Here is a 24,332-nt window from a genome sequence, read left to right on the forward strand (position 1 = left end):
AAAGTGTTTTAATACAATAAAGACCTGATTTCTAAAGGAAAACAACGAATGAGAATAATTAAAACTCCTTGGAAGAATGAATTTCTTGATTTAGTATCCCAATCTCAAAAATCAATTAAAATCACCTCTCCTTTTATCAAAGAAAATATTTGTAATGAACTCTTACTTTCAAAGCAGCCCACTACCAAACTGGAGCTGATTACATCCTTTAAATTGAAAAACATACATTCTGGTTCGCTTGATTTAGGCGCAATAGAGAACGTCCTTAAAAATAATGGAAGTGTTCACAGTCATCCTCAACTCCATTCTAAACTATACATCTTTGACGACAAAAAGTTAATTATAACATCTGGGAACCTCACTAACGGTGGCCTAATGAGAAATTATGAGTATGGTCTTTTATCTACTGAGACTTCATTAATACAGGAAGCGATAAATGATTTTAACTTACTTTTAACAAGTCAAAAAACAAATTCTGTTAATCTAAAAAATATAAAGGACGTACGCTCTCTTTTGTCAAAAATTGCCAAAACATCCCCTGCTAAGCTCCCTAAATTTTTACTTGAATCACCTGAAGAGGTCTCAAATATTATTGAATTACCTGAAAATGTCATGAGTTCAGTACTTAGCGGTTGGAAGTTAGAAATCTATACTTGTGTAGATTCATTACCCAATCAAATTTTCACTCTTGGTGAAATGAAACCATTTGAAATATTACTAAGAACAAAATTTCCCAATAACAATACGATTCCTGCTAAAATAAGGCAACTATTGCAACAGCTTAGAGATATGGGGATGTTGGAATTTTTAGGAAATGGTAAATACAAAAAATTATGGAAATGAAACGATTCATCATTATTACACCCGAAGGAAACACGGGAGCGCCCAATGCTCAGTACGAAGTCAATAATATGCAAGTTGTGGGGATTGTTGAAAACGTAGACAACGAAGAAGAGGCCATCAAAAAGCTCCTTATAGAAAATGACTGGATTATTGATGCCGAATTTAACGTTGCCGAGTTTATTGTTTATCAAATCTTATGATTTCAGCATTAAAAACCTCCCTTCGATTCCTGCATCTTTGAGCGCTAACGCATTTTCTTTTCCGTATGCAATAAAAACACTTGGTGCGCCAGGCGTACCTCCCTGCTCTCCAGAAACATGATAAAATCGGATTCTCCCTTTGACAAACAGAACTCCATCCGCATCATTCCAAACATTATCAAAGAAACATTTGGTCTCAGTTCGGGCAAAAATCAGCGCAATTCCATTGCCATGAAGTTTTAATTTTTGAAGCCACAAATCCATACCTTTACCGTAAGGAGGGTTTAAATAAACCCGCCCAAACCATTCTTTTTGTAGGCCATCATCTTCAACTGTAAAATTATGAACGGCATGTAAAAAAGGGGCGTTCACTGGACTGCACGGGTCTAAATCAAACACCCCTAATTTTTTTACTAAATCGGGAGGAGTAAGCCACTCTACTTTTGTATTTTCGCTACGTTCAAACGATGAATTCATTTGTTAATTATTTGTGCAAATATTAGATCAAATTTTTAATTTACAAATCATAACCTGATCATTTTCAAGTATTTACACAAAGTACCATTAAACAGCCTGATACCCAAAGCATTACCCTTTGTATGCTATTTAGCTTAACGATTGACATTAATTTTACTCTTTATGGCCAAATCAACCACTCCCCCAAAAACGGATGCCGAAAAGGTGAGCGAATACATGCACCTGCTGGAGCATCCGCTCAAGGCCGAAATTAACGCCCTCAGAGCCATCATCATGGCCGCGCATCCTGCCCTCAGGGAGCGCATCAAATGGAATGCACCGAGTTATTATGCAGGGGTTGACTTGGTCACTTTCAATCTTAGAATGACCCAAAAAGTCCATTTGGTATTTCACCACGCGGCCATTGTCAATATTTCTTCGGTGCTATTGGAAGGTGATTACAAAGACCGCCGAATGATGTATTTTAACAACATGACCGAGGTCGAAACCCACCGGGCCGAACTCCAACGCATCATGGTTGAGTTGGTAACGGCGGCGGCGGCCTAACTTGTCCAAAGTGCTGACCTCCTTAAACGACAAAAGCCCCGAAGTTTTCGGGGCTTTTGTGCTGAAAAATGTTTTGCTTACTTCTGCGCGGGAGCAGGTTGCTGCTGTGCGGGTGCAGGAGTGGTCGTTGGAGCAGGGGCAGGCGCGGCAGGTACCGAGCGCTGATTGGCCTTTTCTACGTTTACGCTGTTAATGCCGGCATCGGCTTGGGGAGTACCGATAAACAAATTAGACACAAGACAGAGTAAGGCCAACGCACCTACCAAGCCCCAAGTAATTTGTTCCAACAAGTCGGTGGTACGTTTTACGCCAAACATTTGCGTAGCGCCCATTCCGCCCAATTCGCCCGTCAATCCGCCACCTTTTGAGTTTTGTACCAAAACAATCAAAATCAATAATACAGCGATGATGGCGATTATTACAATAAATACGGTGAACATTGTAGTTTACAGTTTAGAGTCTACAGTTTCGGTTTTCGGTCAAAAGTTTCAGATTTTTAGGAAGCAGTTTGCGTTTTAAGGCCGATTCTCTGTTTTCAACAAATTTTCTTCTCTCTATACGTTTACCCTTTCCCTCTCCTCTTCCTACTTTTAACTTTACACTTCTAACGTTCTACTCAGTTGTTAAATCCTTAATTTTTTCGGCAAAGTACGCTTTTTTTTCCGGTTTTTTCAACATTAGTTGTTCGTAGATTTCAATCGCCCGTTCAATTTTCCCTTGTCGGGCCATAATTTTGGCCATTCCTTCGCTGACGGCCCCGCTTGAAAAGTTCATATTACGTTTTTTGGCGAGGTCTTCCTGCTCTTGGTTTGACAAATCTTTGAAGTTGGCGCGGATGGGACCCATGCGGGCTTCATTCTCAATAAAACTGTCAATAATCTGAATCTGACGCTGACGCTCCAACTCACGTTGGTCCGGTTGGCTTTCTTCCATCACTGAACTCTCAATCTGTTCCAATTCGGTTTGTAGTGCGTTTTCGCGCAAGGTAGTATCGTCTATGGGTGGCAATTCGGGAAGACTTGGTTTTGGCTGCGGAGTTTCTGGCGCATCAAAAAAGGAAATTTTTGGCAATTCAGGCAATTTCCATTCCTGTTTGGAATACGAAGTGGCGGCAGGTTTCTGATAGTCGCCCGGCCAAATCAATACATTTTCAAACTGACGGCTGCGCAAATTGGGCGACCATTCAAATTCATTCTGGATTAATTTTCGTAACGTGTTGCGGCTAAGGGAATAAGCCGCCGCTTTTTGAATGCTCGCCTCGGCTTGCTCAGGATGATGAACGGCCATTGCTTTGGCAAGTAATATATGCAACGACTGGCAGTAAGGATAAGTACCGGCGGCTTCCTGTAATTGCGAAATATCGCTTTCGGAAGTATCGTCGGGGTGAGCCGTCCAGTACGAAAATGACTCTTTAACGTAACGATTATTCATACAATGGGGTCAGTAATTCAATCCGTCGTCGGCCTTCTGTGTCGGAAGGAAAACGAACAACTATATTTTTTTAGGTAGCGAAGATACTACGATTCACAGACAACAGGAACGATTTCTATAAAAACTTACCAGTCGCCCGCCGACTTGTTGAAGATGTCCTGCACGAGTTGGTCCAAAATGAGGGGTACGAGCCTACTTTCTACTTGGTTAAGTGTCTGATTCTGGGGGAAGTCTTTAAAAAAGCTGAAGCTTTGGTCAAAGTTTTTCTCTTCGTCTTTATTATTGGTAAACTTTACTTGTATCGTTATTGATAACCGGTTGAGTGCCGCCTGGTCATTGGCCGTTGGCGCGGCAGGAATCACCTCATAGCCCGTAATTGTGCCTTCAAGCTGCATGTCACCGTTGGAAGGCAACAGCGCCAAACTGGTATTTCGCTGGTAATATTCCTTCATTTTTTCGTTGAACTGCAACGCCATGTTGGAAGGCCCACCGGCGGTTGCCATGGTGAAGTTGACCACCGTCACACTCTTAATATCGGGCGACAGCGACGTGCCGCTGAAAGAGTATATCCCGCAGGAATTCAGTAAGAATTGAGAAACAAGGAGCGTAAATAGCATAAAATAACTTCTAAAAACGCTCTGATTCTCCGTTCTCACTCCCCACTTCTCGCTTCCCGCTACTTTCCTATTCTTCTTCAATATCATATTGCTTAATTTTTCGATACAGCGTTCTTTCCGAAATTCCGAGTGCCTGTGCTGCATATTTGCGTTTGCCATTACTCCGCTGTAATGCTTTGATAATCATCTCTTTTTCTTTCTGCTCCAACGACAACGACTCGTCTTCGGCGGTTTCGTGGGCAATGTCTTCCACGTCGTCGTACGGCGAAATCTGGATAATGTTTGGGGTAGTGCTCTGCGTTGGTTGGCCGCTGTTTACCGTTGGCTGGTGCTGACTATGGCTGGGCAAGAGTTTGGTATCTGAATGTGGCTTTACGAATGCACTATCTGCTTCAATACCGTTAAACAACCCATCATGCTCCCGCAAAATATCACTCCCGTAGGCTTCATTATTCAAGACCTTCAACACCAACTTTTTCAGGTCATTGACATCACGGCGCATGTCAAACAGGATTTTGTACAACAACTCCCTTTCGTTGAACGATTCGGGGCCGTTGGCTGTCCCTGCGGCACCGCCCAGCAACGTCATCGAACGCGTGGAAGAGGCGTAATTGGGCAGGTATTTTACCAAAACCGTTGGCGCAATCGGCACTTTATTTTCTGCCTCCAGAATTTGAATCTGCTCGGCAATATTTTTCAACTGGCGAATGTTGCCCGGGAAGTTATAGCTTATCAACATATCTCGCGCTTCGGGCGTAAGGGTAACGGGCGTAATGCGATAGCGCTCGGCAAAATCGGTGGTAAATTTCCGAAAAAGCATGTCAATGTCGCTTCCCCGTTCGCGCAGGGGCGGCACCGCAATCGGCACGGTATTGAGGCGATAATACAAATCTTCCCGAAACTTGCCACGCTGTACGGCGTCGATGAGGTTCACGTTGGTGGCCGCCACAACCCGTACATCCGTTTTCTGCACCTTAGAGGAGCCTACCCGAATAAATTCTTTGTTTTCCAACACCCGCAAAAGCCGCGCCTGGGTTCCGATGGGCATCTCAGCAATTTCGTCCAAAAAGATGGTTCCTCCGTTGGTGATTTCGAAGTAGCCTTTTCGGTCTTCAATGGCGCCCGTAAAAGAACCTTTTACGTGTCCAAATAGCTCAGAATCAATGGTTCCTTCGGGAATAGCGCCGCAGTTGATGGCAATAAAAGGGCCGTGTTTGCGCGAACTTAGGTTATGAATAATCTTTGAGAATGACTCTTTACCACTACCGCTTTCGCCCGTAATGAGCACGGTCAAATCGGTGGCTGCTACCTGTAAGGCTATGTTGAGGGCATAGTTGAGCGCAGGAGCATTTCCGATTATCCCAAAGCGGTTTTTGATGGATTGTATTTCCGGATTTGAAAGCATTTATTGCATCTACAATGTACCGTTGCCAACTTTTTGATGGCTAAAAACCAACGATTGAACAACGCTACGTGAGAAAATTTTTAGTAAGAACTCTGGTCACAAACCAGCTATGTATCCATTTCAACTAACCTTAAGCCGGAACCGCTTCTATCGCTTTTCCGATCAAGGTGGCGGAGGAGCATTCTGTTACCAACACGTACACATAATCCCCTTTTTTATAGTGTTCTCTTGGGAAAATCACCACTTTATTCTGGTCGTTTCGGCCACATAAATCAGCATCGGAGCGCTTGGAAGGCCCTTCAACCAATACTTTTTGGATTTTTCCCAAGGCCATTTCATTGCGCTCACTTGAATGTTGACGCTGTAAGGCAATGACCTCCTGTAAACGTCGCTTTTTGACTTCTTCGGGAACGTCATCTTTGAGTTTTTTGGCCGCTGGCGTGCCCGGGCGCTCCGAATACGCAAACATGTACGCATAGTCGTATTTTACGTATTCCATCAACGACAACGTATCTTGGTGTTCTTCCTCCGTTTCGGTGCAAAAGCCCGTAATCATGTCGGTTGAAATACCGCAATCTTCGCCCAAAATTTCCCGTATGCGGTCAATCTTTTGGATGTACCATTCGCGGTCGTAGGTACGATTCATGACCTTCAACACGCGGCTATTGCCACTTTGGGCGGGAAAATGGATATAGTTACAAATATTTTCGTACTTTTTCATGGTCCAAAGTACATCATCGGTGATGTCTTTGGGGTGCGACGTACTGAACCGAACCCGCAAATCAGGGTGAATCAAGGCCACCATTTCCAGCAACTGCGCAAAGTTGACCATTTGAGAAGGTTCGGCGCTTTTTTCGGTCTCATTTTTCCACTTATAACTATCCACGTTTTGCCCGAGCAGGGTCACTTCTTTGTAACCATCGGCAAAAAGCAAACGTGCTTCTTCTACAATGCTAAACGGGTCGCGGCTGCGCTCACGTCCACGGGTATAAGGAACCACGCAAAAACTGCACATGTTGTCGCAACCACGCATGATGCTGATGTAAGCCGTTATGCCGTTGGAATTCAGGCGAATCGGCGAAATATCGGCGTAGGTTTCTTCCCTCGAAAGAAACACATTGACGGCTTTTTGACCCGTTTCGGCTTCTTCCACCAAGCGCGGCAAATCGCGGTAGGAATCGGGGCCCGCCACGATGTCCACCATTTTTTCTTCGTCCAACAACTTGGTTTTCAGGCGCTCTGCCATACACCCCAGCACTCCAATGATGAGTCCTGGGCGTTTTTTCTTCAAATTATTGAGGTATTGAAGCCGATTCCGAACTTTTTGTTCCGCGTTGTCACGGATGGCACAGGTATTCAGAAAAATAACGTCGGCGTTATCTTCCGAAGAAGTAGTCGCAAAATCCGCATTCCGCATCACGGCCGCCACGATTTCACTGTCTGAAAAGTTCATCTGACAGCCATAGCTTTCGATGAACAGTCTCTTTTTATCAACGGTCAATTCCTCCTCGCTTACTTTGACCAGTTCACACGCCTCTTTATCGGCTTCCGAAAGTATTTTTAATGTTGATGTAATCATTTTGTCAATCAATGGTCGTTAGTTCATAAAGTCATCGGTATTTTTACCTAACCCTACGAATGGGTGCAAAGTTACAAAGATTCCGCGAAAACGCTGACAAAGTGTCAGGTTTTAACATATTTTAGTACAACGTCGGAACAACGTCGGCGAGGTTTTGAACGGGAACGCCCAGTTCTCGCCGACGTTACGATCAGGACAGATACTCATCTTGAAAGCCGCGATAGGCTCGTTGGAGTTCTTGGTAGGTTTTGGTATTTTGCTGGCTCAACGCCAATTGCATTCCCTTTTGGTAGAGTTGTTCGGCCAAATCCAATTGCTCCAACTCCGCAAACAACGCCGCCGCGTGGTAATACGTGGGTAAATAATCAGGATGTTGCTCCAATAATAATTGGAAATACTCCGCCGCTTTGGTCACATCAGTTTGTTGATATTCCATCGCAAGGGCGTACGCGTTGAAAGGATCGTTGGAATCCTCCTCAAAAAATTGCAGCAAAAAGGCGAGACGATTGTTATTCATAAAAAATTATTATGCAAGCATACTATTTTTAAAAACCTTGCTTTATATTCGCACCAACAAAGTAAATCTCCTAAAAGTTATATTTCAAACATTAAGATAAGCACATGAAAATTTTAGTTTGTATAACGAACGTACCTGATACAACGGCCAAAATTAGTTTTACGGACAACAACACCAAACTTAACAAAGCGGGCGTGCAGTACATCATTGGCCCCTACGATGACTATGCCTTGGCGCGGGCGGTGGAGCTAAAAGAGCAGCAGGGAGGCAGCATTACGGTATTGAACGTGGGGGAAGCCGAAAGCGACCCACAAATCCGTAAAGCCTTAGCCATCGGTGCCGATGATGCGGTACGCGTTAACGCCGAGCCAACCGATTCGTATTTTACCGCTACCCAAATTGCCGCGATTGCCAAAGAAGGCGGTTATGATTTAATCTTGATGGGCCGCGAATCCATTGATTTCAACAGCGGCGTAGTCCACGGATTGGTGGGCGAAATGCTCGGTATCCCGTCGTTTTCACCCGTGATGAAACTGGATATTGAAGGCTCCACCGCCAAATTTGCGCGAGAGATTGAAGGCGGAAAAGAATTTTTGGAAGCTCCTCTGCCGTTGGTTTTAGGATGTCAGGAGCCCATTGCCGAATGGAAAATTCCGAACATGCGCGGCATTATGACAGCCCGTACCAAACCCCTCAAAGTGGTAGAACCCGTAGTCGTGGGTGACATGGCTACCCTCGACCAATACACCCTGCCCGCCCCCAAAGGTGCTTGCAAGATGATTTCTGCCGACCAGGCCGAAACCCTTATTTCACTCCTAAAAACAGAAGCCAAAGTACTGTAATCATTGAACATTCAACAGTTAACATTGAGGAATACTAATCCAATGTTAATTGTTAAATTATTACTGTTAAATGTAAAAATCTTCACTGCTAAATGTCAAAAGAAATGGTCTTAATATTTGTTGAATTAGATAACGGAAGCATCAAAAAAACATCCCTCGAAGCCGTGGCGTACGGAGCCGCAGTGGCCAAAGCAACGGGAACTACCGCGACCGCCTTGGCCATTGGCACGGCCGATGCCGCCGAATTAGCCAAAACGGGTGCCTATGGCGCCACTAAAGTACTGCACGCCAACGCCGCTGAACTGGCCAACGAAAACGCCATGGCCTACGCCTCAGTGCTGGCCGCAGCCGTAAAAAATGAAAACGCCGAAGTGGTTATTTTGCCCAAATCGGGGCTTTGTGACGCCATGGGTGCTCGCGCCGCCGCCAAACTGGGCGCAAGCATTGTTTCGGGCGTGACGGAATTGCCCGATGTATCAAATGGCTTCAAAGTAACCCGCAGTATCTATACAGGCAAAGCCTTTGCCACCGTAGACGTCAAAGGGGCCGTTAAGATTTTAGGAATCAAGAAAAACGCCATTGAAGCCGTAGAAGGAGCAGGAAGCGCAACGGTAGAAGCCTTCACGCCTGCCCTCAACAACGGCGATTTTGTGGCCAAAGTAACGGGTCAGGAGAAAGCCAGCGGTGAATTGTCGTTGACCGAAGCCGACATTATTGTGTCGGGTGGGCGCGGTATGAAAGGACCCGACAATTGGCAGCCTTTATTAGATTTAGCAAGTGCTTTGGGAGCCGCAACGGGCTGTTCTAAGCCCGTTTCTGACCTCGATTGGCGCCCTCACCACGAGCACATTGGACAGACAGGCATCAAAGTAGCCCCAAATCTGTACATTGCCTGTGGTATTTCGGGAGCGATTCAGCACTTGGCGGGGGTAAACTCCTCTAAGGTAATCGTAGCCATCAACAAAGACCCCGAAGCACCGTTCTTCAAAGCGGCCGATTACGGCATTGTAGGGGATGTTTTTGACATTTTACCCCGGTTGACAAAAGCCGTAAAAGACGCGAAATAGGGCATTTAGTTGCCTTTTTAGAACAAAGTTTTAGCTACGGGAACACCAGAAGTACTTTCAAACGTTAATAAACCTGCGGAGAACGGAAAAACTTTCCATTTTCACCGCAGGTTTATTATTTTTGCATCCTCTTTGAAAGAAGAGTCGTTGTTTGTCCCCTTCATTTTAGGATGAGAAACCACAGGCAACCAATAAAAGATAACTTAACAAAGTAGTGGAAAAAATAAAATTGGAAATTTTGGGGCTCTCACCGAGTCAGTCACAAGCAGGTTCGTTTGCCCTAGTGCTTGGCGAAGAGTACGGCAATCGCCGCTTACCCATCATCATTGGAATGTTTGAAGCACAGGCCATTGCGATTGAGATTGAAAAAATTCAGCCCAACCGCCCCATGACCCACGATCTCTTCAAGTCATTTGCCAAGGCGTTTAATTATACCGTCAACGAAATTATCATTTCTGATTTGCGCGAAGGTATCTTTTTTGCCCGGGTTCATTGCTCAAGCGCCGATGGGTTGAGAGAAACCATCGTAGATGCCCGTCCATCCGACGCCATCGCCATTGCGCTCCGCTTTAGCGTCCCGATTTACACTTATGAAACCATCCTTTCCGAAGCAGGAATTGTTTCGGGGTCACAATCAGAACCCGACGATGCCATTGAAGAAATAGTGCAACAATCGAAGCCCCGGTCCCTGAGCGAGCAAATCAAAAACATGAGTCTCGATGAGCTCCACCGCATTCTGGACGAATCGCTTAACAACGAAGAATACGAAAAAGCGGCTAAAATTCGAGACGAGATTGCGCGCAGAAATTAGTCTTTCTGAATATAATTGACCCCTTAAATTAAAAGCCCCGACTCATCATCGGGGCTTTTAATTTAAGGCAGTTTAAGAAAACTATTTTTTCTTCTTAATTGACTTCAACGCTTCTGGTACTGGCACTTTTGACAGATACTCAGTAGCGCCTTTTTCAATGGCATCTTTGAAGAACGCAAAAGAGGGGTCGTTGCTTGACTGACCTAACTCAAGGGCTTTTTTGGCCAATGGGGCGGCTTCGGCAAAGTTTCCTAGTTTAGCCAAGATTTGCGCTTTGGTCCACAGGTTGCGGAAAGTCTCTTTGTAGGCCACGGCCTGATTAATCATCGAAAGCGCTTTTTGCATATTGAGCCCTTTACCTAACAAGTAAGTGGCTCCCGCGTTCATGTTGTTTGCGCTTGCTTCAGCCGCTTTGTCAATCGCCGTTTCTACCATTTTAGTCGTACTTACCGACAGCTTAGGGCTTACTTTTACGTTGGCCCACGTAAGATCAAGGGCGGCGGTTGAGTCCGTAATGTCCGAAAAACTTATCATAAATGTTTCGGTCATGGGTGCCTGGGTGGGCTTTACGCTTACGCGCACCACGTCGTCGGCTTGCTTGTATTGCTCAGGAGCCGTAGCCGCTGACTTGTTGATGATGACCGTCCATGCATCGGCGTTGGGAATGCTGTACAAAAAATACTTGCCAGCAGGAACATTTTGCCCTTCCAGCATCACATCCGTCGAAAATTCGATGGCGGTGGCTTGGTTGGCACCCGTCCGCCAAAACTGACCGTAAGGAATCAATTTACCAAAAATTTCGCGTCCTTTCATGCTTGGGCGTGAGTATTTTACGGTAATATCAGTAACTCCAACGGTCTGCATCACGGTAGCCGCTGAGCTGGGTTGAGGGGTACGAATTTGGGCAAATGCACCTACGGTTCCAAAAATTAGGGCCGTTAGTGTGAGTGATTTCATCATGATTTTTAGCAGTTTTGTTAATACATTAGTAGACTTTCGACCGCGAAGATATAGAAAAGTAACAATACCCCTCAACCCTATCTATTATTAAGATTCATACATTAACCAAACAATATGAAACGTACTGCCCTCTTGACGCTGCTCCGCCAACACTTTCCTTATGATGATAAAGAACAAAAAATGTGGCGCGATACCCTGCAATTTGTGGAACAAAACCCCGATTGTTTTGAAAGATGGCTACAAATAGGGCACGTTACGGGCTCGGCCTGGATTGTAGACGAAACCCAAACCTCGGCCCTGTTAATGCACCACCGTAAACTCGACAAATGGTTTCAACCCGGAGGGCACGCCGACGGCGAATCGGATATTCTAAAGGTCGCATTAAAAGAAGCACAAGAAGAAACTGGACTGGAAGACATCAGAATATTAAGCACTCAGATATTTGACGTAGACGTGCACCTCATTCCTGCCAACGCCAAAGACCCCGCCCATTACCATTATGACATTCGGTTTTTATTCCAATCCGACAGCCAGAAACCACTCCTTATCAACAACGAATCGAAGGATTTGGCTTGGGTTAAGTTACCCGATATTCAACGCTATAATGATTCTGATTCCATCCTGAGAATGGTCAAAAAAATGGCAGTAATGCAAGATTTTCTAAAAAAAGATAGTTAGATATACTTAGTTTTTTTACCTTAGTAGCTGTATTCCAATAGTATTTGTATTCCATTAATCGATAAAACACATCATGAAGTACCTTGACTCCTTTCGCTGGGGCGGATGGGCCGTGGCATTGCTCCTCCTATCGTCTACTTTGTGCGCCCAAACCGCCAAAGAAAACCGTAATAATTATGCCAAACCCCTCCCCAAAACGGATAAAATAAAGTTTTCGGTTCAACAACAGGCCGAGCCGTTTATTTTTTCACCCCACCTATCTTACAAAGAGCAAAAACAGATTCAAGTGGCCAAAAAGAAAATAGGCGGCATCACTTTTGTGGTGAAGCCTACCCGGGCAAACAGCAACGGCAATTCTTCCGCCAATTATAAACGTCAGACGCCCAGTACGAGGGCAAAGTCTGCTTCGTCAGAACAATACGCAGCAGATACAACAGCACCCTTTGTGCGGTACGAATTGACCGATTCTTCCAAATTTGTCAATCGCTAATTAAAGAAGATTATTTTCAGGAAGATTCCGCAAGAATCAGATTGAACTACCCGTTGGGGTCAAGTACCTTTGTTGACGTAAAATGTAAAAAACATGGAAACAATCAACGAACAACAGGTACTTGACTATCAGCGCGTCGAAAAAGCAATTGCGTTTATTGGGCAAAACTTCAAACAGCAGCCTTCACTCAGCCAAATTGCCGACCACGTTGCCTTATCTGAATTTCATTTCAACCGCCTTTTTAGCCGTTGGGCAGGCACCAGTCCCCAGCGTTTTATGCGTTTTTTGACCAAAGAATTTGCCAAAGAATGTCTTTCCAACGCTGACAATCTACTCCACGCCACCTACGAAACGGGCCTCTCAAGTACCAGCCGCCTACACGATTTGTTTGTCACCTACGAGGCCATGACCCCCGCCGAATACAAATCCAAAGGCGCAGGATTGACGATTCATTATGGCATTCACGAAACCCCTTTCGGAGCCTGTTTGATTGCGGTTACCGCCCGAGGCATCACCGATTTACAATTTTTGAGTGAAGACGCCGCCGAGGCCATAACGGATAAAATACGTCAGGATTGGGCCAATGCCGACTGGGTTGAAAATACGGCCTTGACCCAGCCCTATATCGACCAAATTTTTTACCAAACACCCTCCAACGATGTGCCTCTGACGATGCTTCTGCGCGGCACTAATTTTCAAATCAAGGTGTGGGAGGCATTGCTTAGGATTCCGTTTGGTCAATTGGTCAGTTACGACGAAATAGCGCAGCACATAGGTCAGCCCAAGGCAAGTCGGGCGGTAGGAACGGCCATTGGTAGCAACCGCATCGGGTTCCTGATTCCGTGCCATCGCGTGCTGCAAAAAGTGGGCGGAATCGGTGGGTACCGATGGGGAATTACGCGCAAAAAAGCGATTTTAGGCTGGGAAATGAGCCATAGTTCGTAAAAAAGGCGAACTTTGCCAGCGATTTTCTCATTCATCTTACTTTTTAGCTGGTTATTTTATTTCATGAATGCACCTTTGATTGCCCCTTCCGTCTTAGCCGCCGACTTTGCCAATCTCCAACGCGACGTAGAAATGCTCAACCGCAGCGCTGCCGATTGGATTCACGTCGACATCATGGACGGGGTTTTTGTTCCCAATATTTCGTTTGGTCTGCCCGTAACGGCGGCCATCAAAAAACACGCCCAAAAACCGTTAGACGTTCATTTAATGATTGTTCAGCCCGAGCGTTATCTCGAAGCGTTTCGCGACGCGGGCGCCGATATTCTCACGGTTCATTACGAAGCCTGTCCGCACCTGCACCGCACCATTCAGCAAATCAAATCCTTGGGGGCCAAGGCGGGAGTGGCCCTCAACCCACACACCCCCGTTAGTCTATTGCAGGATGTGATTGCAGATTTGGACTTGGTGCTGATTATGTCGGTCAACCCAGGCTTTGGCGGACAAAAATTCATTGAGCGCACCTACGAGCGTGTGCGTCAGACGGCCGCAATGATTGCCGAATCGGGTAGCAAAGCCATCATTGAGATCGATGGAGGCGTCAATCAGTCCAACGCCCCCTTGCTCTACCACGCCGGTGCGCGTGCGCTGGTAGCAGGAAATTTTGTCTTTACGGCCGCTGACCCCGTACAGACCATTGCGGAGTTGAAGAAGGTTTGGTGAGCTAAACAAAAGCGCGAATGTGAAACATCATTCGCGCTTTTGTTTATGCCGTAGCCGGCAAAATATCTTCGTCTTCCAAAATTCGTTGAAGGCAAAAAGAATAGTCATCAAAAAGCGGCACCGTTTCGTGCCATTGGAACACCTCCACAATGCGGTGAGATTTAATCAGGATGATGCGACGGCCTTTGGTCAACACCCATACGATGCCTTCCACGCCAAAATCCAATAACTGCCCTGATTTTTCTAAGATATAATCCATTTCGGTACCGGTAGCCGCTTCTTCAGTGTACTCTTTGGGGTCAATTTTTATGTCCACTTCCACGATAAATTTGGGCGGAACATCACTGTATTTATCAGAAAATGGGTCTTTCAGCGTGCTTTTCTCTACAATAACAATGTCGTTCGCCAAGTTTTGCCGATGATTGAGGTGAAGTCCTGCTTCGTTGGTGGGAACCCAATACAGTTTTTTGGGTAAAATGGTTTTTAAATAAAAGACAAGCGCCTGAATAATAAGCGATTGAAAAACACTGCTCCCCATGATTTCTTCTTCTGTTTTAAGTCCTGATACTACCTGACGGTACCCGCGACGGTAATACACTCGGCCGCCAAACTCTTCATAGATTAGGCTCTCGGGGATTTGTTGCGTTGCAGTTGCCATTTTATTTGCGGTTTATTATCCAAATTTAACCATTTTTTGGATTCTCACCCAAAAAACGCCGACAAGGGTTGAATCCTGCCGGCGTTTTTTTTAAATCGATATTATCAATTAAATCTTTGCCTTCTGACGTTGCCATAATCCCCATCACTCATCCCATTCAAAGATTTTTAGCAGAGGTACTTCCAATGCCTTGGCTACTTCCTGCAAATAATAAACAGAAGGATTGACTTTTCCATTTTCCAAGCGTTCTATGCTCTGTCGGTCTTTTGAAGTTGCCCGAGCCAAATCTGCTTGACTCCAGTTTTTGGCCATGCGCAGCCACACAACTTTTTGGCCAATTTTGTGCTGTAATTCCTTTCTTTTCAATTATTAGGGTAATTGGTATATAATTTTGAGACTAACTGATATAAATATATACCATTATAAAGTAGATAAAAAAATATCAACATATCTATTGATTTACATTACTATCTTTTTATTATTGCGGTGTTTTGAACATCCAGGAATCACACACTTTACGAGAAAATACATTTATAAAACCATTAATTCAAATAATCACATGAAAAACATTTGGGGATTGCTGATAGTATTTATTTCGTTTACACTCTTCTTTTTGAAAATCTATACTCTTTGGCCATATATATGCCTCCTGATAGTAGGACTATTTGTCTCATATAAAAATTTTATTGTACAAAATGGCTCTGAAAGAAAAAAAGAGATGATTTTTAAAGTATTGGGAATTTCTGTAATAGCACTCGTTTACTGGTATTACTTTAATTAGTAGACATGAAAATAAAAGCATATTCTTTGATTTTAACTATATCGGCCTTGTGTCTGGTTTCTTTAGTGGCTTTTTCTGTTATATTTACTGTGAAAGACGGGAAAATTAGCAAAAATGAGCGACTTTTATTAGAGTTGCCAATATTTATATCTTTATGCTTAATTATTTTTATGTGGGCTAAAAAATTGTAAATTAAAATAATTTGGCAAATTAAAGACAAAATGAATCAATTATAGCACTTGTCATTTATCAAAACAAGCCTCTTTATTAATTTGAAAGATAGAAAAATAATTAAAAGTAAGACACTTGCTGCCAAATATTAATTCAAATTATATGAAGACATTAAGGTATCTTGATATTATTTTTACGACTCTTTTTATTGTTAAATTAGTTTGTGAGACAATGATTGATTCAAAAACAATTAATTATTTGGAGAGGTCAATTTATGGCTATGCTACACTGAGAATGGCGTTTTTGTTGTATTTTTATTACAATAAAACAAGTACTGAATAGATATATAAACGATTCTCCCACAAAAAAATGCCGACAGGAATTGAATCCCGCCGGCGTTTTTTTTGATATGAAAAGAATGAATTAACTCATCAATCTTCCCAATGAGTTATCGTATAAATCTTTGGCTTCGGCGGTCGAAATAACTTCCTGACCGTCAACCACAAATCCACCCGAGGTTACTTTTCCCAGCAAGGCGTGAACTGTTTTCAATTCAGCGCCCAATACTTTCTGAAATTCAGCCTGTTTGTCAGGGCTTACGCTAACCACCACGCGGCTCTGTGATTCGCCAAAAAGGAACGCATCTTTGCGGTAACCTTCCATCGTGGCTACATCAAATCCTACCCCGTTGGGCAAAGCAGATTCGGCCAAGGTTACAAACAAACCACCGTCCGACACGTCATGCACCGACTTAACCAATTGTTTTTCAATCAATTGATTGATGGCTACCTGCAAGCTGTATTCTTCGTCCAAATCAAATGCAGGGGCGGGCGATGCTTTTACGCCACGGTATGAGTACAGATATTCCGAAGAAGCAATGTCGTTTTGAGATTGGCCCACGAGGTAAATCAAATCGCCTTCGTTTTTAAAGTCAAGCGAAGTTTGGTTCTCAGGTTTTTCAATCAACCCAATCATACCGATGGTTGGCGTGGGGAATACAGGTCCGTCGTCCGACGATTGGTTGTAAAAGCTCACGTTTCCACCCGTTACTGGCGTGTTGAATTTTAAACAGGCCTTGCCCATTCCCTGAACGGCATTCACAAACTGCCAGTATACTTCTGGCACGTACGGATTTCCAAAGTTAAGGTTGTTGGTCACGGCCAACGGCTCCGCGCCAGTACACACCAAATTACGCGCGGCTTCGGCCACGGCAATCTGCGCGCCAATGAACGGGTCGGCGTTTACATAACGGGCGTTGCAATCCACCGTCATGGCGATAGATTTCTGATAATGAGGGCGTTTCACATCCCGAATCCGCACTACCCCTGCGTCCGACGGGCGGTTGGTGGTGCGGTTGGCCGTGCCAACGGTAGAGTCATATTGCTCATATACCCATTTTTTGGAGGCGATGTTGGGGTGCGACAAAAGGTGTTTGGCTACTTTACCAATCTCTTCTTCTTTTACGTCACTGACCTGATTGATGTCAAATTTCTTAAATTCCTGATAATAAGCGGGCTCGCGGTATTCACGACGGTACTGCGGAGCACCGCCGCCCAATACTAAATCGTGGGCAGGCACGTCGGCAATCAATTCACCATGTTGGAAAAAATGCAAGCTGCCGCCTTCCACCACTTCACCGATTTGGGCGCAGTGCAAATCCCATTTATCAAAAATGCGTTTTATATCGTCTTCTTTTCCTTTTTCCACCACCACAAGCATCCGCTCCTGCGATTCTGAAAGCAGGATTTCCCAGCCTTTCATGTTGGTTTGGCGCGTAGGTACTTTGTCGAGGTCAATGATCATTCCGTGCTCGCCTTTGGCACTCATTTCTGAGGTTGAGCAGATGATTCCCGCCGCGCCCATGTCCTGAATCCCGACCACGTAGCCCGTTTCGATGATTTCGAGCGTGGCTTCGAGCAGGAGTTTTTCCATGAACGGGTCCCCTACCTGCACGGCTGGAAGTTTTTCGGTCGATTTTTCACTGATGTCTTCCGAGGCAAAACTCGCCCCACCGATGCCATCTTTGCCCGTGGCTGAGCCTACAATGAACACGGGATTGCCCACGCCATAACTGATGGCTTTGGCTACTTTCCCTGCTTCTACAATACCCGCCGAGAAAGCGTTGACAAGGGGATTCGTATTGTAACATTCGTCAAAAAAGACTTCGCCGCCCACGGTTGGAATACCGAAAGCATTGCCATAATCACCAATTCCTTTGACGACTCCTTTCACCAACCACTTGGTTTTGGCCAATTTAGGGTCGCCAAAACGCAAGGAATTAAGCTGCGCAATGGGACGCGCGCCCATCGTAAAAATATCGCGGTTGATACCGCCTACGCCCGTAGCCGCGCCCTGATAAGGCTCCAACGCCGACGGGTGATTGTGAGATTCTATTTTAAAACTACAGGCCAATCCGTCGCCAATATCGACCAAACCCGCGTTTTCTTCGCCCGCTTTCGCCAACATCCGGTCAGAATCACGCGGCAGGGTTTTGAGCCAAACGATAGAGTTCTTGTACGAGCAGTGCTCAGACCACATGACCGAAAAAATACTCAATTCGGTAAAATTAGGCGTACGGCCCAGTATCTGTTTAATTTGTTCAAATTCTTCGGGAAGAATACCCAATTTCTTGGCAGTTTCAACGGTAGGAAGTTGTTCGACGTGTTCCACGAGTGGGGGGGGTTGTGATTAGTGGTTGGTGACTGGTGATTAGTTGATTTTACTCTATTGCCGAGTAATCACGGTGCAAAGGTAGGATTTTGAAGGCAGAGGCTCAACTATTTTGTATCTTTACCCTACATTTATCTATTCTCCGCCGTATGAAAAACCCATTTTTACTCCTTTTTATTCCTCTTTTCGTTCATTTTCAGGGCTTTTGTCAACTGCCTCCTGTTGAAATCACGCCGTTGGTTTCCAACCATTATGTACATACTACGTATCAAGTGTACCAAAACACTCCATTTCCTTCTAACGGGTTAATCGTCAGTACATCGGCAGGAATTATCCTCGTGGATACGGGCTGGGGTTTGGAACAGACGGAATTGCTGCTGGCGCAAATAGAGCAAAAACTTAAACAAAAAGTGGTGCTTTGTATCGTGACTCACGCCCACGAAGACAGAATCGGAGGGGTGAAAGCCTTTCAGCAACGGGGCATTAAGATTATCGGCACTCCGCTCACTGCTCAGAAAACAGTCGCGCAGGGACTTCCAGCCCCCGAAGGTATCTTGCCGCAGGACACGACCTTCCGGGTAGGAACCACCACGGTTCAAACCTATTTTCCAGGTGCGGGACATACCGATGATAACATTGTAGTCTATTTTCCCGATTCAAAAGTACTGGTCGGTGGGTGTCTGATTAAGAGCTATGTAGCCATGGGAATCGGAAACATTGCCGACGCCAACCTCAAAACGTGGCGCCAATCGGTAGACAATGTGCGAAAAAAATTCCCCGATATTACATTTGTGATTCCTGGCCATGAAAAATGGGACAATTTGAGTTCCTTTTCCCGAACAATTGAGTTGGTCGACAAAAACCAAAACAAATGAGGTCTTAGCTTTTTATATTTGCTTATTTTTCAATATTTTTACCTTTTTTTAGACAAACAATCAACAATTCGTTCATTTATTTAAAATTTTGTAAATCTTATTTTGATTGCTTTACCAAATTGTAAAATTTCAAGATTATTTAATATATTCTTAATATCGCACAATAACATCTACATTATTCGGCAAAAACGTTGTTGTACCAAATAATTTTTTGTGTAAATTGCGTGTGATTATTCAAAAAACAGAGTGCCGATTTTGTTAAAGCCCAAGTGTAATCTAACGCACAAAGGCCATTCACCCAACCCCAATACACTACAAAACCATGTCAGAGCCTGCCCAACTGGGGTTATATCGCCCCGAGTTTGAACACGACGCTTGCGGTATCGGTTTCCGCGCCAACATGAAAGGTCGTAAGTCGCACCAAATGGTAGCTGATGCTATCACCATGCTTGAACGCATGGACCACCGCGGTGCCTGTGGCTGTGACCCTAATACCGGAGACGGTGCGGGAATTCTCATTCAGCTCCCTCACGAGTTTTTCGTGGAGGAATGCGCCAAGCTAAACATTACCCTTCCCTCCGCTGGTGAATATGGCGTTGGGATGATTTTCTTCCCTAAAGATCAAAAACTGCGTGAAGAATGCCGCGACATTCTCAACCGTAAGTTGAAGAAATTGGGCATGGAACTCCTTGGCTACCGCCGTGTTCCAACGCTCAATGATACCTTAGGAGAAGGTTCACTTTCGGTGGAGCCTCAGGTTGAACAATTGTTTATCAAACGCCCCGATTCGGTCACCGATGAACTTGGTTTTGAGCGCAAACTGTTTGTGTTTCGCCAGTACGCCACCCGTCTTATTTATGACTCGGTGGTGGGTTCAAAAGCTCACTTTTACTTTTCTTCCCTCTCCTGCCGTACCATTTCCTATAAAGGACAATTGACGACGGGACAGTTAAAATATTATTTCCCCGACTTACACAGCGAATCGGTTGTTTCGGCATTTGCCATCATTCACTCGCGTTTTTCTACCAACACGTTCCCTTCTTGGAAACTAGCCCAGCCGTTCCGTTACGTTGCCCACAACGGCGAAATTAACACCGTACGCGGAAACGTAAACTGGATTCGTGCGGGAGAGAAGTCATTCTGGTCGGATAAATTTACGAAAGAAGAAATGGATATGTTGCTGCCTATCTGCGACATTACCAACTCTGATACGTCCAACCTTGACAACGCGATTGAGCTTCTGTACTTATCAGGGCGCTCACTGCCGCACGTAATGATGATGGTAGTACCCGAAGCTTGGGACGGCAACGAAGCCATGGACCCTGAGCGTCGTGCTTTTTACGAATACCACGCTGCCATTCAGGAGCCTTGGGACGGCCCCGCGTCGATTTCATTTACCGACGGTAAAATCATCGGTGCTACCCTCGACCGTAACGGTCTGCGTCCTTCCCGTTATTGGGTTTTGGACGACGACACGGTCATCATGGCCTCGGAAGCTGGGGTATTGGACGTAGATCCCGCCAAGGTGGTATCAAAAGGCCGTTTGCAATCGGGTAAAATGTTTGTGGTCGACATGGAACAGGGCCGCATCATTCCCGACGACGAATTGAAAGCTGATATTTGCTCGCGTCAGCCGTATCAACAATGGCTGGACGAAAATAAAATCAAACTCTCGGACTTAGAGCCGTCGCCTCGTCCGTTTACGCCTTATGATGACAAATCGTTGCTGAAACGTCAAATCGCATTCGGCTTTTCGTCAGAAGACCTACGGATGGTTCTAGGGCCCATGGCCGAAACGGGTTATGAGGCCATTGGTTCAATGGGGGTGGATGTGCCTTTGGCCGTATTGTCGGAGCAAAGCCAACACCTGACGAATTATTTCAAACAACTTTTTGCCCAGGTCACCAACCCTCCTATCGATTCTATCCGGGAGCGGTCGATTATGTCATTGATTTCGTTTGTAGGTGCAACCGAAAATTTACTCACCGAATCGCCCCTTCACTGTCGTCAGATTGAGCTGGATCAGCCGGTATTGACCATTGAAGAATTTGATAAACTTCGTTGGGTAGACAAAGCCCATTTCCAAGCCAAAACCATCAACACCTATTTTTCATCGGTTGATGGAGGCAAAGGGCTTACCCGTGCCTTGGAGCGCATCTGCCGCTACGCCGAAGATGCCATTGAAGACGGTTTTGAAATTTTGGTTCTTTCCGACCGCGCCATCGACTCCGACCACGCCCCTATTCCATCGCTTTTGGCCACTTCTGCCATTCACCACCACCTGATTCGCAAAGGCTTACGCGGTAAGGTTGGCATTTTAGTGGAAGCTGGCGATGTGTTTGAAACCCACCACGTAGCTACCCTCATCGGGTACGGCGCTTCGGGGGTTTGTCCATACATGGCTTTCCAAACGCTGTCTTACATGAACCGCCACGGCATGATTAACGGCGAGTTTACCCATGAAAAATTAAGCGCCAACTACATCAAAGCCATTAACAAAGAGTTGCTGAAAATCTTCTCTAAAATGGGAATCTCAACGCTTCAGTCGTACCAAGGAGCGCAGATTTTTGAGTGTTTAGGCTTAAATAAGGACGTTATTGACAAATATTTTACGGGAACCATTTCACGCATCAGCGGAATGGGCATCGACGAAATTGCGCGGGAAGTAATCGTCCGGCACAAAGTAGCCTATCCCGAAACCCCAGTTGTCAATCCACGATTGGAAGTGGGTGGTTTTTACCAATGGAAACAACGCGGAGAGGCCCACATTTTCAATCCGCAAACGATTCACCTGCTACAACAATCGACCCGTAAAGGAGGCGAAGAAGGTTACCAGATTTTCAAGAAATTCTCAAAACTCATTGACGACCAAACCCAAAAAGCGCTCACGCTGCGTGGGTTGATGCGATTCAGAAAAGGGAAATCAATTCCATTAGAAGAGGTAGAATCGGTCGAAAATATTTTTAAACGCTTTGCTACGGGAGCCATGTCATTTGGTTCTATTTCGTGGGAGGCGCATACCACGTTGGCCATTGCAATGAACCGCATCGGCGGCAAGTCAAACTCGGGAGAAGGTGGTGAAGACGAACTTCGCTATAAGCCTCTTCCCAACGGAGACTTCATGTCGTCGGCCATCAAGCAGGTCGCTTCGGGACGTTTTGGCGTAACGAGCCATTATTTAAGCAATGCGCAGGAACTCCAAATTAAAATGGCCCAAGGTGCTAAGCCCGGAGAAGGCGGTCAGTTGCCCGGCCATAAAGTGGATGACTGGATTGGACGTACTCGTCACTCCACACCGGGTGTTGGTTTGATTTCACCGCCACCTCACCACGATATTTATTCGATTGAGGATTTGGCCCAGTTGATTTACGACCTTAAAAATGCCAACCGTGCCGCCCGTATCAGCGTAAAACTGGTATCAGAAGCAGGGGTAGGAACGGTAGCCACGGGAGTAGCCAAAGCCCACGCCGACCATATTTTGATTGCGGGTCACGACGGTGGAACAGGCGCTTCGCCTTTAAGTTCAATTCGTCACGCTGGTTTGCCTTGGGAGCTTGGCTTAGCCGAAACCCACCAAACCCTCGTTAAAAATAAATTGCGCGGACGCGTTACCATTCAGGCCGACGGTCAGATGCGTACCGGACGCGACTTGGCGATTGCCGCGCTGCTAGGAGCTGAAGAATGGGGTGTAGCCACGGCCGCCCTCGTTACGGCGGGTTGTATCATGATGCGTAAATGCCACCTGAATACCTGCCCCGTCGGCGTTGCCACTCAGCGCAAAGAGCTGCGGGCGTTGTTTACGGGTAAGCCAGAATACGTAGTCAATATGTTTACGTACATGGCCGAAGAATTGCGTGAAATCATGGCGCAGTTGGGCTTCCGGACCATCAATGAAATGGTAGGTCAGGTGCAGTACCTCGAAATGCGCGACGACATCAAACATTGGAAATACAAAGCGCTGGATTACAGTGCCATGTTGTTCAAAGAGCCCGTCAGCCTCGATGTCGCTCAGTTTAAACAAGAAGAACAAGATCACGGTATTGCCGATGTCATCGACTGGAAATTGATTGAAGCCGCTCAACCAGCCCTTCAACGTTCGGAAGAAGTCTATGGTGAGTACGCAATCAATAACCTGAATCGCTCGGTGGGCAATATGCTTTCCAACGAAATCTCGAAAGTATTTGGCGGCGTAGGTTTACCAAAAGGCACCATTCACTTTAAATTTAGAGGAACCGCTGGCCAAAGTTTCGGAGCTTTCAACACAACTGGTATTCGTCTCGAACTCGAAGGAGACGCCAATGACTACTTCGGAAAAGGACTTTGCGGGGCTGAACTCATCGTTTATCCCGACCGTGAAGCAACCTTCAAACCCGAAGAAAACATCATCATCGGTAACGTAGCCTTCTACGGTGCCACGGCGGGAGAAGCGTTTATTCGCGGAACAGCCGGTGAGCGTTTCTGCGTCCGCAACTCGGGTGCCAAAGTAGTGGTAGAAGGTGTTGGCGACCACGGTCTGGAATACATGACGGGTGGATTAGCCCTGATTTTGGGAGAAGTAGGCCGCAACTTCGCCGCTGGTATGTCGGGAGGAGTAGCGTATGTATGGGACAAAAAAGGTGATTTTGCCCCCAAAGTGAACCGTGAAATGGTGAATTTGGAAGAACTTACGGAAGAAGACCACCTGATTATCAGAGAATTCGTAGAAAAACACTTCCAATACACGACCAGTAACGTCGCCTTTATGATGTTGCAGGATTGGGATACCTACATCGGTCAGTTTGTGAAAGTAATGCCTGGCGATTTCAAGAAAGCCTTGGCAAGTCGCAACATCAGTCTGTCACAACAATTGGCCGACAAAAACGTAGTGTACCAAGACATCGTCGTGGACGTAGCGCACAATTAACCCATCCCTTAATAAGTAGGACCTTGCAGGCGAAAGCCTGTAAGGTCTTTGTAAAAAGGCTGGTCAAAAGATACATTGATGAACGAATAAAGGACTGAACAAAGCTATTCGTTCCATTACTCACTCACTCATCGCAGCGGCGAACC

The 24,332-nt window shown here is 45.5% G+C and carries 23 protein-coding genes; 12 read left to right on the forward strand and 11 right to left on the reverse strand.

Going from position 1 to position 24,332, the window contains the following annotated elements:
• Window positions 1-48 precede the first annotated feature (48 nt).
• Together NCI00_RS07690 and NCI00_RS07695 are read left to right on the forward strand one after the other, a co-directional pair.
• Window positions 49-843 carry a phospholipase D-like domain-containing protein gene (locus NCI00_RS07690; RefSeq protein WP_253526482.1) on the forward strand — a complete coding sequence of 265 codons (795 nt, stop codon included), beginning with the start codon at window positions 49-51 and terminating at the stop codon, window positions 841-843.
• On the forward strand, window positions 840-1,043 hold the full coding sequence (locus NCI00_RS07695) for a hypothetical protein (protein WP_253526484.1): 204 nt from the start codon (window positions 840-842) through the stop codon (window positions 1,041-1,043). The genes NCI00_RS07690 and NCI00_RS07695 overlap by 4 nt, the downstream gene beginning before the upstream one ends.
• On the opposite strand, the gene NCI00_RS07700 is transcribed toward NCI00_RS07695, so the two are convergent.
• A complete protein-coding gene (locus NCI00_RS07700; RefSeq protein ID WP_253526486.1) occupies window positions 1,038-1,520 on the reverse strand; it encodes a DNA N-6-adenine-methyltransferase in 483 nt (160 codons plus the stop codon). The genes NCI00_RS07695 and NCI00_RS07700 overlap by 6 nt on opposite strands.
• A gap of 162 nt (window positions 1,521-1,682) precedes the next feature.
• Between NCI00_RS07700 and NCI00_RS07705 the strand changes: the two genes are divergently transcribed.
• Window positions 1,683-2,066, forward strand: a complete 384-nt coding sequence (locus NCI00_RS07705) for a DUF1801 domain-containing protein (RefSeq protein WP_253526488.1) — start codon at window positions 1,683-1,685, stop codon at window positions 2,064-2,066.
• 77 nt (window positions 2,067-2,143) lie between these two features.
• On the opposite strand, the gene secG is transcribed toward NCI00_RS07705, so the two are convergent.
• The 6 genes from secG to NCI00_RS07735 all read right to left on the reverse strand — a co-directional run bounded on the left by secG (window position 2,144) and on the right by NCI00_RS07735 (window position 7,615).
• On the reverse strand, window positions 2,144-2,506 hold the full coding sequence (gene secG, locus NCI00_RS07710) for a preprotein translocase subunit SecG (protein ID WP_114065552.1): 363 nt from the start codon (window positions 2,504-2,506) through the stop codon (window positions 2,144-2,146).
• Between the two features lie 172 nt (window positions 2,507-2,678).
• A complete protein-coding gene (locus tag NCI00_RS07715; protein WP_166557562.1) occupies window positions 2,679-3,497 on the reverse strand; it encodes a DUF8458 domain-containing protein in 819 nt (272 codons plus the stop codon).
• A 125-nt stretch (window positions 3,498-3,622) separates the two neighbouring features.
• A complete protein-coding gene (gene lptE / locus NCI00_RS07720) occupies window positions 3,623-4,195 on the reverse strand; it encodes an LPS assembly lipoprotein LptE (protein WP_310586768.1) in 573 nt (190 codons plus the stop codon).
• Window positions 4,182-5,519 carry a sigma-54 interaction domain-containing protein gene (locus tag NCI00_RS07725; RefSeq protein ID WP_253526490.1) on the reverse strand — a complete coding sequence of 446 codons (1,338 nt, stop codon included), beginning with the start codon at window positions 5,517-5,519 and terminating at the stop codon, window positions 4,182-4,184. Before NCI00_RS07725 ends, lptE begins: the two co-directional genes overlap by 14 nt.
• Window positions 5,520-5,649: 130 nt before the next feature.
• On the reverse strand, window positions 5,650-7,098 hold the full coding sequence (miaB, locus tag NCI00_RS07730; RefSeq protein ID WP_253526492.1) for a tRNA (N6-isopentenyl adenosine(37)-C2)-methylthiotransferase MiaB: 1,449 nt from the start codon (window positions 7,096-7,098) through the stop codon (window positions 5,650-5,652).
• 190 nt (window positions 7,099-7,288) lie between these two features.
• Complete coding sequence (locus tag NCI00_RS07735; RefSeq protein ID WP_253526494.1) at window positions 7,289-7,615, reverse strand: tetratricopeptide repeat protein; 327 nt, start codon at window positions 7,613-7,615, stop codon at window positions 7,289-7,291.
• A 104-nt stretch (window positions 7,616-7,719) separates the two neighbouring features.
• On the opposite strand from NCI00_RS07735, the gene NCI00_RS07740 reads away from it, so the two are divergent.
• From NCI00_RS07740 to NCI00_RS07750, 3 genes are all read left to right on the forward strand, one after another.
• Window positions 7,720-8,457 (forward strand): electron transfer flavoprotein subunit beta/FixA family protein, encoded by a 738-nt coding sequence (locus tag NCI00_RS07740; RefSeq protein WP_253526496.1) that lies wholly within the window; start codon window positions 7,720-7,722, stop codon window positions 8,455-8,457.
• 104 nt (window positions 8,458-8,561) lie between these two features.
• Window positions 8,562-9,524 (forward strand): electron transfer flavoprotein subunit alpha/FixB family protein, encoded by a 963-nt coding sequence (locus NCI00_RS07745; protein ID WP_253526498.1) that lies wholly within the window; start codon window positions 8,562-8,564, stop codon window positions 9,522-9,524.
• 214 nt (window positions 9,525-9,738) lie between these two features.
• Window positions 9,739-10,335: a bifunctional nuclease family protein gene (locus NCI00_RS07750; RefSeq protein ID WP_253526501.1), complete on the forward strand. Its 597-nt coding sequence runs from the start codon at window positions 9,739-9,741 to the stop codon at window positions 10,333-10,335.
• An 81-nt stretch (window positions 10,336-10,416) separates the two neighbouring features.
• Here the strand turns inward: NCI00_RS07750 and NCI00_RS07755 are convergent, their stop codons facing one another.
• Window positions 10,417-11,295, reverse strand: a complete 879-nt coding sequence (locus NCI00_RS07755) for a DUF2911 domain-containing protein (protein ID WP_253526503.1) — start codon at window positions 11,293-11,295, stop codon at window positions 10,417-10,419.
• Between the two features lie 114 nt (window positions 11,296-11,409).
• Here NCI00_RS07755 and NCI00_RS07760 point away from each other — a divergent pair, with 114 nt between their 5' ends.
• The 4 genes from NCI00_RS07760 (at window position 11,410) to rpe (ending at window position 14,128) form a co-directional block, all read left to right on the forward strand.
• Window positions 11,410-11,973: an NUDIX hydrolase gene (locus tag NCI00_RS07760; protein ID WP_253526506.1), complete on the forward strand. Its 564-nt coding sequence runs from the start codon at window positions 11,410-11,412 to the stop codon at window positions 11,971-11,973.
• 73 nt (window positions 11,974-12,046) lie between these two features.
• Window positions 12,047-12,463, forward strand: coding sequence for a hypothetical protein (locus NCI00_RS07765; protein ID WP_253526509.1), 417 nt, complete (start codon window positions 12,047-12,049; stop codon window positions 12,461-12,463).
• A 93-nt stretch (window positions 12,464-12,556) separates the two neighbouring features.
• A complete protein-coding gene (locus NCI00_RS07770) occupies window positions 12,557-13,408 on the forward strand; it encodes a methylated-DNA--[protein]-cysteine S-methyltransferase (RefSeq protein WP_253526512.1) in 852 nt (283 codons plus the stop codon).
• A 63-nt stretch (window positions 13,409-13,471) separates the two neighbouring features.
• Complete coding sequence (rpe, locus tag NCI00_RS07775; RefSeq protein ID WP_253526515.1) at window positions 13,472-14,128, forward strand: ribulose-phosphate 3-epimerase; 657 nt, start codon at window positions 13,472-13,474, stop codon at window positions 14,126-14,128.
• Window positions 14,129-14,171: 43 nt separating this feature from the next.
• Here rpe and NCI00_RS07780 read toward each other — a convergent pair whose 3' ends face one another.
• The 3 genes from NCI00_RS07780 to purL form a co-directional block, all read right to left on the reverse strand.
• On the reverse strand, window positions 14,172-14,786 hold the full coding sequence (locus NCI00_RS07780; protein WP_253526517.1) for a hypothetical protein: 615 nt from the start codon (window positions 14,784-14,786) through the stop codon (window positions 14,172-14,174).
• A gap of 144 nt (window positions 14,787-14,930) precedes the next feature.
• Window positions 14,931-15,152: a helix-turn-helix transcriptional regulator gene (locus NCI00_RS07785; protein ID WP_253526519.1), complete on the reverse strand. Its 222-nt coding sequence runs from the start codon at window positions 15,150-15,152 to the stop codon at window positions 14,931-14,933.
• 1,009 nt (window positions 15,153-16,161) lie between these two features.
• The gene (gene purL / locus NCI00_RS07790; RefSeq protein WP_253526521.1) at window positions 16,162-18,408 is read right to left on the reverse strand and encodes a phosphoribosylformylglycinamidine synthase subunit PurL; all 2,247 of its coding nucleotides are present in this window, start codon (window positions 18,406-18,408) and stop codon (window positions 16,162-16,164) included.
• 149 nt (window positions 18,409-18,557) lie between these two features.
• Here purL and bla point away from each other — a divergent pair, with 149 nt between their 5' ends.
• Window positions 18,558-19,283, forward strand: coding sequence for a subclass B1 metallo-beta-lactamase (bla, locus tag NCI00_RS07795; protein WP_253526522.1), 726 nt, complete (start codon window positions 18,558-18,560; stop codon window positions 19,281-19,283).
• A 322-nt stretch (window positions 19,284-19,605) separates the two neighbouring features.
• Window positions 19,606-24,186 carry a glutamate synthase large subunit gene (gene gltB, locus NCI00_RS07800; protein ID WP_253526523.1) on the forward strand — a complete coding sequence of 1,527 codons (4,581 nt, stop codon included), beginning with the start codon at window positions 19,606-19,608 and terminating at the stop codon, window positions 24,184-24,186.
• Window positions 24,187-24,332: the final 146 nt, after the last annotated feature.

It is taken from the genome of Runella salmonicolor (assembly GCF_024158025.1).
Lineage (GTDB): Bacteria > Bacteroidota > Bacteroidia > Cytophagales > Spirosomataceae > Runella > Runella salmonicolor.

Coding starts and splice junctions, on each gene's coding strand:
- NCI00_RS07690 (WP_253526482.1), top strand. CDS start 49: ATGAGAATAATTAAAACTCCTTGGAAGAATGAATTTCTTGATTTAGTA.
- NCI00_RS07695 (WP_253526484.1), top strand. CDS start 840: ATGAAACGATTCATCATTATTACACCCGAAGGAAACACGGGAGCGCCC.
- NCI00_RS07700 (WP_253526486.1), bottom strand. CDS start 1,520: ATGAATTCATCGTTTGAACGTAGCGAAAATACAAAAGTAGAGTGGCTT.
- NCI00_RS07705 (WP_253526488.1), top strand. CDS start 1,683: ATGGCCAAATCAACCACTCCCCCAAAAACGGATGCCGAAAAGGTGAGC.
- secG (WP_114065552.1), bottom strand. CDS start 2,506: ATGTTCACCGTATTTATTGTAATAATCGCCATCATCGCTGTATTATTG.
- NCI00_RS07715 (WP_166557562.1), bottom strand. CDS start 3,497: ATGAATAATCGTTACGTTAAAGAGTCATTTTCGTACTGGACGGCTCAC.
- NCI00_RS07725 (WP_253526490.1), bottom strand. CDS start 5,519: ATGCTTTCAAATCCGGAAATACAATCCATCAAAAACCGCTTTGGGATA.
- miaB (WP_253526492.1), bottom strand. CDS start 7,098: ATGATTACATCAACATTAAAAATACTTTCGGAAGCCGATAAAGAGGCG.
- NCI00_RS07735 (WP_253526494.1), bottom strand. CDS start 7,615: ATGAATAACAATCGTCTCGCCTTTTTGCTGCAATTTTTTGAGGAGGAT.
- NCI00_RS07740 (WP_253526496.1), top strand. CDS start 7,720: ATGAAAATTTTAGTTTGTATAACGAACGTACCTGATACAACGGCCAAA.
- NCI00_RS07745 (WP_253526498.1), top strand. CDS start 8,562: ATGGTCTTAATATTTGTTGAATTAGATAACGGAAGCATCAAAAAAACA.
- NCI00_RS07755 (WP_253526503.1), bottom strand. CDS start 11,295: ATGATGAAATCACTCACACTAACGGCCCTAATTTTTGGAACCGTAGGT.
- NCI00_RS07760 (WP_253526506.1), top strand. CDS start 11,410: ATGAAACGTACTGCCCTCTTGACGCTGCTCCGCCAACACTTTCCTTAT.
- NCI00_RS07765 (WP_253526509.1), top strand. CDS start 12,047: ATGAAGTACCTTGACTCCTTTCGCTGGGGCGGATGGGCCGTGGCATTG.
- NCI00_RS07770 (WP_253526512.1), top strand. CDS start 12,557: ATGGAAACAATCAACGAACAACAGGTACTTGACTATCAGCGCGTCGAA.
- rpe (WP_253526515.1), top strand. CDS start 13,472: ATGAATGCACCTTTGATTGCCCCTTCCGTCTTAGCCGCCGACTTTGCC.
- NCI00_RS07780 (WP_253526517.1), bottom strand. CDS start 14,786: ATGGCAACTGCAACGCAACAAATCCCCGAGAGCCTAATCTATGAAGAG.
- bla (WP_253526522.1), top strand. CDS start 18,558: ATGAAAAACCCATTTTTACTCCTTTTTATTCCTCTTTTCGTTCATTTT.
- gltB (WP_253526523.1), top strand. CDS start 19,606: ATGTCAGAGCCTGCCCAACTGGGGTTATATCGCCCCGAGTTTGAACAC.